Source organism: Azospirillum sp. P4_B5, from assembly GCF_056402275.1.
Map to the genome: position 1 here is coordinate 17859 of NZ_JBFUHT010000056.1, position 10635 is coordinate 28493.

11 protein-coding genes and 1 pseudogene are annotated in these 10635 nt (G+C 69.4%); 7 read left to right on the plus strand and 5 right to left on the minus strand.

What is annotated here, in order from left to right:
• Positions 1-7 precede the first annotated feature (7 nt).
• Positions 8-520 (minus strand): hypothetical protein, encoded by a 513-nt coding sequence (locus AC1DVI_RS28525; RefSeq protein ID WP_476960839.1) that lies wholly within the window; start codon positions 518-520, stop codon positions 8-10.
• 100 nt (positions 521-620) lie between these two features.
• Positions 621-3767 carry a carbohydrate-binding domain-containing protein gene (locus tag AC1DVI_RS28530; protein WP_476960840.1) on the minus strand — a complete coding sequence of 1049 codons (3147 nt, stop codon included), beginning with the start codon at positions 3765-3767 and terminating at the stop codon, positions 621-623.
• 352 nt (positions 3768-4119) lie between these two features.
• On the opposite strand from AC1DVI_RS28530, the pseudogene AC1DVI_RS28535 reads away from it, so the two are divergent.
• From AC1DVI_RS28535 to AC1DVI_RS28555, 5 genes and pseudogenes are all read left to right on the plus strand, one after another.
• Positions 4120-4248: pseudogene (locus AC1DVI_RS28535) on the plus strand (transposase); the annotation flags it as partial.
• A 351-nt stretch (positions 4249-4599) separates the two neighbouring features.
• Positions 4600-4809 (plus strand): hypothetical protein, encoded by a 210-nt coding sequence (locus AC1DVI_RS28540; protein WP_476960841.1) that lies wholly within the window; start codon positions 4600-4602, stop codon positions 4807-4809.
• Positions 4810-4877: 68 nt separating this feature from the next.
• A complete protein-coding gene (locus AC1DVI_RS28545) occupies positions 4878-5363 on the plus strand; it encodes a hypothetical protein (RefSeq protein WP_476960842.1) in 486 nt (161 codons plus the stop codon).
• A gap of 120 nt (positions 5364-5483) precedes the next feature.
• Positions 5484-5825 carry a Gas vesicle protein V gene (locus AC1DVI_RS28550; protein ID WP_476960843.1) on the plus strand — a complete coding sequence of 114 codons (342 nt, stop codon included), beginning with the start codon at positions 5484-5486 and terminating at the stop codon, positions 5823-5825.
• A 237-nt stretch (positions 5826-6062) separates the two neighbouring features.
• A complete protein-coding gene (locus AC1DVI_RS28555) occupies positions 6063-6827 on the plus strand; it encodes a Crp/Fnr family transcriptional regulator (RefSeq protein WP_476960844.1) in 765 nt (254 codons plus the stop codon).
• Between the two features lie 19 nt (positions 6828-6846).
• On the opposite strand, the gene AC1DVI_RS28560 is transcribed toward AC1DVI_RS28555, so the two are convergent.
• Positions 6847-7347 carry a hypothetical protein gene (locus tag AC1DVI_RS28560; protein ID WP_149166504.1) on the minus strand — a complete coding sequence of 167 codons (501 nt, stop codon included), beginning with the start codon at positions 7345-7347 and terminating at the stop codon, positions 6847-6849.
• Between the two features lie 153 nt (positions 7348-7500).
• On the opposite strand from AC1DVI_RS28560, the gene AC1DVI_RS28565 reads away from it, so the two are divergent.
• Positions 7501-7629 carry a hypothetical protein gene (locus AC1DVI_RS28565; protein WP_476960845.1) on the plus strand — a complete coding sequence of 43 codons (129 nt, stop codon included), beginning with the start codon at positions 7501-7503 and terminating at the stop codon, positions 7627-7629.
• Positions 7630-7654: 25 nt separating this feature from the next.
• On the opposite strand, the gene AC1DVI_RS28570 is transcribed toward AC1DVI_RS28565, so the two are convergent.
• Positions 7655-8104 carry a hypothetical protein gene (locus tag AC1DVI_RS28570; protein WP_476960846.1) on the minus strand — a complete coding sequence of 150 codons (450 nt, stop codon included), beginning with the start codon at positions 8102-8104 and terminating at the stop codon, positions 7655-7657.
• A 113-nt stretch (positions 8105-8217) separates the two neighbouring features.
• On the opposite strand from AC1DVI_RS28570, the gene AC1DVI_RS28575 reads away from it, so the two are divergent.
• Positions 8218-10464, plus strand: a complete 2247-nt coding sequence (locus AC1DVI_RS28575) for a helicase-related protein (RefSeq protein ID WP_476960847.1) — start codon at positions 8218-8220, stop codon at positions 10462-10464.
• Positions 10465-10484: 20 nt separating this feature from the next.
• Here AC1DVI_RS28575 and AC1DVI_RS28580 read toward each other — a convergent pair.
• Positions 10485-10635, minus strand: a 151-nt coding sequence (locus AC1DVI_RS28580; RefSeq protein WP_476960848.1) for a 4Fe-4S dicluster domain-containing protein, incomplete at its 5' end; no start/stop codon positions are given.

Below are 10635 nucleotides of genomic sequence, written 5' to 3' on the forward strand. Positions count from 1 at the left end.
GCCGGCTCTAGCCGGATGGGGTGGGCCTTGGCGGGAGGCTCTGCGGCACGAGCGCCATGCAGTTCTGCACGATCGCGGCGCAGGCGCCCAGCGACGACGCCCGGTAGACCAGCCGCTCGACGGCCCCGTTCCTCAAAGTGAAGGTCGCTTCGCACCGGTTGTCCACCACGTCGCCAGCCCGCGGAGGATAGTAGTCCCACGGGTCGTAGTCGAGCCCGCGATGGCGCCAGCCGGGATAGCCCCACGGATACCCCCATCCGTAGCCCACCGGCGGGGGCGGCGGGGCATAGTAGTCGACGGAACCCGCCCGGTAGGCGAGGAACTCCAGGGGGCCGCTGGCCGCCTGCCGGTGCGGCACGCCGGCGCAGGACAGCAGCGTCCCCTCGGGCATGCCGACCAGCGCGCTCTGGGCGGCTAGCGCGACGTCGGCCCGGGGATCGGCGCACCCCGCCAGCCCCCCGGCCGCGGCCAGCAGAAGGACGGCGGCGGAACGCGGCAAGGGTTGTAAATGCGGGAGCACGGGCGGAGCCTCCTTCCCCGGGACATATCCCGGAAGAACAAGCCTCCGCCCGCTTTTGATCCCGCGTCCGATCCCGCTTGGGCCCGGTCCGGGCCGGGGATCAGGCGTCCCAGAAATGCGGCATGCCGTCCGACGCCGTGTAGCCGTTCTGGCCGATCATCGCCCAATCCAGGTCATGGATGCCCATGGCCAGCGCCGGAGAGTTCGCCTGCAGCGAGTAGTCGCCCCAATAGGGGTTGTTGAACAGCGGCTTGCCCGTCACGTCGTTGTCGCCATAGCGCGGCACGTTGTGGACGAGGTTGCCATCGATCACCGGGTTTCCGGCGGTCAGCAGCTCCATGTAGTCGTCCAGCGGCAGCGTTCCGCTGACGACATTGCCGGTGATGGTGTTGTTGCGCGGCAGGCCGGGATCGCCGTGCTTGGGCGCCCAGCCGACGCGGATGAACTCCTCCGCGTTGCTGGCGATGATCGAGAAGTTGTTGGTGACGAGGTTGTTGTCGCCGCCGTGAATGTGCACCCCGGCCAGCCCGGTGTCCTTCAGGAAGTTGCCGGTCACCGTGACGCCGCCGGCCATGTCGTCCAGATAGATGCCGAAGCCCTTGTGGTTGGTCAGCCACTGGTCGGTGTTGCTGGTCGCCAGCCCGCCCACGCTCTCCACCCAGTTGCCGCGGATGATCGTGCCAGTGTCGACGCTCGACCGGCCCAGCACCTCGATGCCGCCGCCGTCCGCCGTCTCCAGGTTGGAATTGGTGACGCGGTTGTACTCGATGACGTTGTTGCGGTTGATGTTGCTGGAGTCCCAGTTCTTCAGCGAGATGCCGTAGCGCGCGCTGGAGTCCACGTCGTTGTGGGCGATCAGGTTGTTGTCCACCCCGGTGCCGATGATCCCGGCCACTCCCTTGCGCACCTCGCCGACGTGGGAGATGTCGTTGGCGTAGACGGTGTTGCCGTTGCTGCGCCCGTCCAACTCGATGCCGTTGACCGCCAGATGGTCCAGCGTGTTGCCGCCCACCAGGTTGTTGGAGGAGGCCGCGGTCAGCTTGATCGCCGTGCCGACGTTGAGGAAGCTGTTGTTGCCGATGCTGTTGCCCGACGCCCCCTTCAGCTCCACCGCGTAGCCCCAGGTGGTGGTGTTGGTGAAGCCCAGCCCTTCGATGGTCACGTCGCTGCTGCCGTTCAGGCGGATCAGCGTGCCCAGCCGCGCCACCTCGACGCCGTCCTGCGCCAGGGTGGCCGGGTTTTCCGGCTTGAACACCAGCGACTTGTCCGACGCGCGCCACGCGAACTCGCCCGCCTGATCGACGAAGGACGGGTTGTTCAGCAGCTTGTAGGTCGTCCCCTCGGCGAAGGGCAGCGAGACGCCGTTCTTCAGCGTGATGGTGCGGGTGGCGTCGTTGACGCCGGCGATCTCGGTCAGCGTGTCGGACAGCCGCTCGGCGTCCATCAGCTGGATCTTCATGCCGGGGATGATGTCGCCCGACGACATGTCGCCGGTGTGGTAGCGCACCGACCAGCCGCTGGGGCCGCCGTTGGCCGCGTCGGCGAAGTACCAGCCGGTGGTGGTGGGGTTGTCGGCGTCGACGATGCCCTTGCTGGCCAGCGTCTGGCGCACCCCGCCGATGGTCAGATCGAGGTCGGTGGCCTGCGACAGCTTTGCGGAATAGATCCCGTTGCCCTCGCTGACGACGTTCGTGACCTTCTCCGCCCCGTTCAGCACCGGCGTCTCGCCGGGATAGTTGCGGAAGCTGTGGCCGTTGTCGGCGCCGGTCAGCTCCAGCGTCTTGGTCAGGCGGTAGGTGCCCTCGCGCACATAGGTGGTGTCGACGTCGCTGTCCCGCATGGCGTCGCGGGCGCGCTCCAGCGAGGCGAAGGGGCCGTCCGTGCCGTCGGCGTTCGGCGCGGACAGCTTGCCCGACCACGTGTCCTTGCCGTTGGCCGCGACGTAGAAGGCCGGGCCGGACGGCGGCGGCGGGGGCGGCTCGTCCGCGGGCTGGAACAGCGACGCCGGGGCGTCCACGTTCAGAGCGCCACCCCAGAAAAGCCCTTCCTGCCCCTTCACCACGTCCTTTCCATCCACCGCCCCCTTGTCGTAGGTGACGATGCTGTCGGTCGCCGCGACGGTGTGGCCGTTGATGGATACCGACTTGACGTACAGGTTGCGGTCCTGCCCGTTCACCACGGAGTCATTGTCGTAGTGGATCTGGATCTTGTGGGCTTCCTTGGCGTCCAGATCGACCGTGAAGCGGAAGGGTTGCGGGTCGCTGGAGGTGGCGCGGCCCTCGCCGACCACCTTGCCGTCCACCAGCAGCTTGAAATGCGGCGCCACCCCGCCGGCCGACTGGCCCCAGGCGGTGACGACGATGTCGGTCGGCGTCAGCGTGACCGGCGGCGGCGGGGGCGGCGGCGGGACGTAGGGGCCGTCGAAATACTCCTCCGGCACGCCGAAGGTCAGGGCACCGCCCCAGAACAGCCCTTCCTGGCCCGCGACCACGAACTTGCCGTCCACCGGCCCCTTGTCGTAGGAGGCCAGCGGGTCGGTCGCTTTGATCTCCTGCCCGTCGATGGTGATGCCCTGGACGAACAGGTTGCGGTCCTGGCCGTTGACGGTGGCGTCGTTGTCGTAATGGATCTGGATCTTGTGGGCCTCGTTGGGGTCCACGTCGACCTTGAAGGTGTAGCCGGTCGGGCTGGTCGCGCTGACCCAGGCGTCGCCGACCACTTTGTCATCCACCAGCAGCTTGAAATGCGGCGGCGTGCCGTTGGCGGCGGCGCCCCAGGCCTTCACGACGATCTCGGTCGTCATGGTGGCCGGCGCCTCGGGCTCGGGTTCCTGCGCGCTGGCGAACAGGGTCTTGGGCAGATCGACGTTCAGCGCGCCGCGCCAGTACATCTCGGTCTGCCCGGCGATGACGTTCTTGCCGTCGATGTCGCCGGTGTCGTAGGTCACCAACGGGTCGATGCTGAGGATCGGTTTCCCGTTCACCTCGAACGACTTGACGAAGAGGTTGCGGTCCTCCCCGTTCACGGAGCCGTCGTTGTCGTATTGCAGCTGAAGCTTGTGGGCCTTGTCGGCCGGAACGCGGGCGCTGAAGCTGTAACGGCCCAGCGACGCCGATGCGACGGTCGCCTGCCCGATGTCAACCCCATCCAGCCGCAACACGAAATGCGGCCACTTCCCGCCGGCGGGAGCGCCCCAGGCGTTCACCGTGAAGGTGACGTCCATCAGTTCGGTAGTTTCGGCAGCCATCTCAAACCTCATAGAACTCTAGACCAACGTCTTAGCCCAGAGGTTGAGGTGATCCGCTTAACGGAAAAATAATAATCATAGTTAATATTATGTTAATGCAAGTGATTCCTGTGGCAATATTGCGCCTTTGCAGTCGGACAGATATGCTTTCACATTGATTAGAAAGTCTGCGCATCGACAAGAATGGTTGCTCACCGCCTAGCTTGAGCTTGGCGTACCCTGTCGGCGTCACTCCTTTCGTCGGCTACTTCTCCTTCATGCCCTTCCCTTTGACGGCCGGTTTCCTGCCCTGAGACCGGGAAATTCCTCCAGTCATAGGTGAAGCCCATCATCGAGAGGAGTTGGGCGCATGAGACGCAGCCGGTTCAGTGAGGCGGCTATCTACGCCTGGAAAGCCAAGTATGGAGGGTGGGAGGTTTCCGAGGCACAGCAGCTGAAGGCGCTGAAGGCCGAGAACACCCGGTTGAAGAACCCGCTGGCCCACGAGGGTCATGTCATGGACCAGAAGAGGCTGCACCGGCTCCACACCTAGGAGAAGCTCCAGGTGCATCGGCGCGGTGGGTGCAAACGCGCCCCAGGCACACGGGCGCCGCTGGAAATGATGCTGATACAGTCAATGGTTGAGCGTCGGTGGGGTCGCGGACGAGATTGGAACGCGCTTTACGGTGGCACCGACCTGTGACACGATTCCCCCACACACCATCTCACCCCCGCGGCACCTCATCCCCGCGGCTCGCCGTCCCATCCCGATGCCTCTTTTTGATGCTCGTCCGTTGACGGCAACCTGAGGTAAGGTTTGGTTAACGAAACTCGGGATGTGGGGGTTGGAACCATGCTGCGACTGGGCACGAAGGTCCGGCATCATGGGCAGGACGCCATGGTGGTCGCGCGGACCCTGGGTGGGCATCCATCTTATGATTTGCGGTTGGCGGACGGCAGCATCGTGAAGTATGCCCAGGAGGCGGACTGCGAGGCCATGCTGTCCGATGGCGGTTTCCGGCCGGCGGCCGGTACGGGATCGGCGGCAGGCCGCCCCGGCTGAATCTCCGGGCGAGAGCACCGCGCAACAGCGCCGTTGCCGAATCCCCTCCGCCCGCGCAATATCGCGCGATGGAACGGCTGGAAGACGATGGCGGCTGCCCACGGCGGCGTTGGCGGGTGATCGAAGGGGGCGGAACGCCGGTCGAGGTGACCGGCACGTCCCGGGATGGCGACGCGCGCCCGGGCGGCGCCTCGGACGCCATGGCGCGACCGGTGCCCGAGGATTACGGGCTGACTCGGGACGACTTGGGGATCTGGTACGCGCCGGGCCGTGTCGGGATCCTGCTGGCCCTGGCGGCCACGCTGGGGATGGCGGGGGTGCAGGCCTACGACGCCGGGCGGCTGTCCGATCCCTGGATCTTGGGCGCCTTGCCCGGCCTGCTCTCCGGCACGCTGATCGGCGGATTCGCCGGGATGGGGCTGATGGTGCTGGTCCACTGGTGCGACCCGCTGGTCGGCATGGCCTGGCCGACCTACGCGCGGCTGCGCCGCTACCGCGACGCCCTGGCCGCCGCGGTCGCCGCCGAGCGGAGCGTCAACGAACGGATGCCCTGACCGCCGGAAAGAGGCCGCTTCCGCTGCCACCAGCGGTGGAAATCCAGGGCCTATCCCATTCGAACGATGGTGCAGCGGCGCGTCGACCCAATCTGCTTAAGAGCAGACAGGAGAAACGCAGTGAACCGATTCGACGAAAAAGTCTATCGCGTGACGAAGCGCCGCGACGGGCCGAGCCTCCCGGAACAGAAGAGTCAGCTGCTCCGCCTGAAGCAGGATCTCGAACAGTTCAAGTCCCGTCAGGCGGGTGCTGCGGTCGTCGGCAGCCTGCAGGCGCGCATCCGCGAACTGGAATCCTCGATCTCCCGCGCCGAGGCGGCGCGGGTGACGGACCGCGAGTCCCGCCGCCCCCGCGGCGACGAGGAGGATGCGGAGTCCGGGGCCATACCGATGGCGGACGGCACCATGCGCGCCACCTCCAGCCGCTTCCCGCCCCGCGGACGGCCCGGCCGGACCGTCTGAACCTCAGCGAAAACATGCCTCACGGCCCGGACCATCCTCCGGGCCGTTGTCTTGTCCGGTCGCCCCGTCGCCTATCGATCCCGGGTCCGGTTGATCCAGATCAGGGCGGCTCCTGGTCGCAACTCATACCTTTGGCTCGGTTCCAAGACCTTAGTCTGATGCTTTGGTCTGGGCCGGACGTCCGAAGCGAGCGCGCCGTTCCATGGCGCCGAAGCGAGACAGCCCAGAGGTACAGCCATGACCTTCTCCGTCGCCGCCACCACCACCGCAGCCGTCGCTCCGCCGCCGATGCCCGCCCCGCAGCCGCGGTCGGCGGAGGCGGTGACCGGCCGCTGCGCCGGCTGCTCGGCGCGGAGCAAGGGCCTGTGCGGAGCCCTGGCCGCTGGGGATCTGCCGACCCTGTCGACGACGTCGCGTCCGCTGGACCTGCTGTCGGCGACCCCGGTGGTGATGGAGGGGGAAGAGGCCGAGGCCGTCTTCACCGTCATGTCGGGCATGCTGAAGCTCTACAAGACCCTGCCGGACGGCCGGCAGCAGATCACCGGCTTCGCCACAGCGGGCGACGTGATCGGGCTGGCCGTAGGCACGGGCTACGCCTACACCGCGGAGACGGTCACCGCCTCCACCGTCTGCCGGATGTCACGGACGGCGCTGCGCCGCCTGATGGAGCGGCACCCGGCGGTCCAGGGGCGGCTGCTCGCCATGACCTCGGTCGAGCTGTTGGCGGCGCAGGACCAGATCCTGCTGCTCGGCTGCAAGACGGCGGTGGAGCGGGTGTCCAGCTTCCTCCTCGCTTTGTCGCGGCGGTCGCGGCCCCTGGCCGACGGCACGCCCAGCGTCTTCCTTCCCATGCCGAAGGTGGACATCGGCGCCTATCTCGGCCTGCGCCCGGAAACGCTGTCGCGCGTGCTGCGCAAGCTGGAGGGTGCCGGGGCGATCACCCGCCTGACCAACGACCGCATCCGCATCGAGAACCCGGCGGTGCTCGAAGCCGCCGCCTGATCCCGCGTTCCATTCCGTTTCAGGCCCGGCCCGCCACCGGATAGCCCTCGCCGCCGAACCCCGCCGCCACGTCCTTCACGAAGGCCTGCCCGACCCGGCGGTAGCCCAGCCGGCTGAACAGGCCCGCGGCGTCGAGCTTCGGCGCGGTCGCCGCGACGACGCAGCCGCGCTCGTCCACCACCACCGTCGAACAGCCCAGCTTGCGCGCCAGCAGGTCGATGCCGTCGGCCTGCGCCGCCGAGGTCACCGCCGCGTCGAACAGCCCCACCGCGATGAAGATCGGCACCGTCAGCACGCGGATCATCCCTTCGGCGCTGACGCGGTAGCAGAACAGGCCGCGGATGTGGCCGTCGCTCATCTCGCAGGCCATCACCCCGCCATCGCCGCCGTCCTGCAGGAACAGGGCGGCCACCTGCCGCCACTCGTCCAGCGTCATGTCACGGTGCAGGGTCTGGACGACGGGCAGCGCCTGATCGGCCTGGGTCTTGGCAAGCGGAGCGAGAATGAAACTTCGGGGCATGGGCGGGCGATCCTTTCGCGGGCATTGTCCGCGATGATCCGGGCCGCCGCTTTGATTTTGGTCATGCGCCGCACCGGTGGAGAAACCAACGGAGCGAATGCGGCGGGGCGGTGTTTCCACAGGGCAACCCCGCCCCATCACCGGAGACCGGACATGAGCCCCTACCCGCCGCCCCGGCAGGAACCCGACATTCCGATCCCCATGCCGCTGCCGCCCGACGCCCCGCCGGACGAACCGGTGGAGGCCCCGCCCATGCCCGGCGAGCCGCAGGAGCCCGTGTAGCGACCCCTTGAGGGTCAGTTAAGGGTCAGAGCTTGCGGCGGTAGAGCGCCATCGCGCGCTCCAGGATGCCGGGCGCCGAATAGTCGCCGAGGAACAGGTCGCCCAGCGCGCGGCGCATCCGCGCCCGGATGCGGGAGCGGATGGCGTTGCGCAGCGCCTCCTCCTGCATGTGGCAGCGGCGGCAGAGATTCTTCGGGCGGGCCTCCGGGTTGCCGGAGGGGCGGACCGGGCGGACGACGACCTGCACGTCGTGGGTCTCCGCATACTCCACCACGTCGGGCCAGGCCGCCCGCCGCCCGCGCCCGTCGCGCCAGGTCTGGTCGGCGGCGTCGTACCAGCGCCCGTCCGGCAGGCAGCGCACGACGGCGCCGCCGGGCCGTCCGCAGCAGCGGCAGCGGTTCTCCCCGCTGGCGCCCTTGCGGTGGGCCGGATCGATGTCGGGTCGGAGAATCTTTGCGCGGAGCGGTCTGGTCATGGCTTGATGCCTGCCTCGGGGCCGGGACTGCCCCTGCGGGACGTGGCTCATGACATGGATGGCCACGGACCGCCAGTGCGAATTTGTGAAAAGTTCTCCAGAGACCGCGCCCTATGGACATGACCTCCCCCGACACTTCCAACGCCGCCCCGTCCGGAGATGGCGAGCCCGCCGACCCGCATCTGGTGCACGAGTTGGCCAGCGCCCACCCCGACGTGGTGTCCGCCGCCGCCGCGGGCGTGGCGCGGGTGGCCCATGGCGAGGGGCTGGGTCTGGTGCCGCTCGGCCTGCCGCTGCCCAAGGGCAAGCGCGACCTGCTGGTCCCGGTGGAGCGCCGCGAGGCGGTGTTGCTGGAAATCCAGGGCACGCTCGACCGCGCGCGGCGGCGCAACGCCCTGCTCGCCCAGGGGCGCCGCGCGCTGGAGGGCTGGTCGACCAGCCTGCACCCGGCGGACGACCGCACGCGGGTCCGGGCGGTGCGCAGCGAGGACCTGCCCTGGCCCGGCCTGCTGGCGCCGGTGCGACTCCAGGTGTCGCGCGTTCTCGACGCCATGGAACTGGCCGACCTAACGGACGACGATCTGGCCCTCCGGCTGGAGGGCGACCCGGCGCTGGCCGCCGCGCTGGAGGACGCGCTGTCGCGCGCCGCCGCCCGGCTGCACCGCTACGCCGGGGAGGCGGAAGGGACGCAGGATGCCTGGACCTTCGCGTCGCTGGCCGACCGGCTGTCCCGCGCCGCCCGCAACCGGCACGGGGTGGACGAACTGCTGGAGCGCTGGGACCGCGAATTCGCCGTCTGGCGGCGCGAGCGGGCGGAGGCGCGCGGCCGCGCCTATGTGGACCGCCATTTCGACCTCGCCCGCTTCGAGAAGCTGTTCCCGGTGGCCCGTGGGCTGGGGCGGCGGCTGGTCCTAGTGGTCGGCCCGACCAACTCCGGCAAGACCCACCACGCCATCGAGGCGCTGAAGGGCGCCTATGACGGCATTTATCTGGCGCCGCTGCGCCTGCTGGCGCTGGAGGTGATGGAGCGGCTGAACGCCGAGGGCACGCCCGCCTCCCTGCTGACCGGCGAGGAGGCGATTGCGACGCCGGGCGCCCGCCACACCGCCTCGACCATCGAGGTGATGGACCCTGACCGTCCGGTCGAGGTGGCGGTGATCGACGAAATCCAGATGCTCGCCGATCCGGACCGTGGCTGGGCCTGGACGGCGGCTTTGATGGGCGCCCCGGCGGAGACCGTCTACATCCTGGGCGCCCCCGAGGCCCGCCCGCTGGTCGAGCGGGTGGCGGACCATCTCGGGGAACGGCTGGAGGTGATCGAGCTGGAGCGCAAGGTGCCGCTGACCCTGATCGACCGCCGCCTGAACTGGGAGGAGGTGGAGCCGGGCGACGCGCTGATCGCCTTCTCCCGGCGGGAGATCCATTCCGTACGCGACACGCTGCGCGCCAAGGGCCTGTCGGTCGCTGCGGTCTACGGCGCTCTGGCCCCCGAGGTGCGGCGGCGGGAGGCGGCGCGCTTCCTGTCCGGCGAGGCCGACGTGGTGGTGGCGACCGACGCCATCGGCATGGGGCTGAACCTGCCCTGCCGCCGCGTGCTGTTCACCGCGCTGGAGAAGTTCGACGGGACCAGCGTCCGCCCGCTGAGCGCGACGGAGGTCAAGCAGATCGCCGGCCGCGCCGGGCGCTTCGGCAAGTTCGAGTCGGGGGAGTTCGGCGTGGTCGGGCGGGGCACGCCGCAGGCCCTGCGCACCCTGCTGGAGAAGGCGGACGGGCGGCTGCGCGCCGACGCCCCGCTGACCGTGCGGCCGACCCGCGCCATGCTGGCCCGTCTGGCCGAGCACATCGGGACGGAGGAGACGGTCCTGCTGCTCGACTGCTTCGCCGACGCCCGCACGGCGGGGTCGCCCTACCGGGTGGGCGACCTGTCCGGAATGCGGCGGCTGGCGGTGATGCTGGACGAGCGGCGGCTGAGCCTGCCGGCCAAGCTCGACCTGCTGCTGGTCCCCGCCGATCTGGAGGACGAGGCGGAGGCGCGCATCTTCGCCGCCATCCTCGGCGCGGTGGAGGCCGGGGAGCCGTCGCCGCTCGGGCGCTTCGTCCCGGCGCGGTTGGACGGGCTGGACGGGGCGGCGCTGGAGGGGCTGTCGCGGGCCTGCGACCGGTATTACTGGGCGGCGCGCAAGTTCCCGACCCTGTTCCCGGAGCGGGAGGCGGTGCGCGGCCGCCGCGGCGAGATCAGCCGGCGTCTGGCCGACCTGCTCGCCACGCGCGGGGCGCGGTCCGCCGGGCAGCGGCGCGAGCCGCCGCCCAAGGCCGGTTTCCGCGGCGCCCCGCGCAAGCGCTTCGGCCCCCGGCGGTAGAGCGGCGGCCGGGGCGGTCCTTACATCCCGCCGGGATAGTTCGGGCCGCCGCCGCCCTCGGGGACGACCCAGTTGATGTTCTGGGTGGGGTCCTTGATGTCGCAGGTCTTGCAGTGCACGCAGTTCTGCGCGTTGATCTGCAGGCGCGGGTCGCTGCCGTCCTCCGCCCGC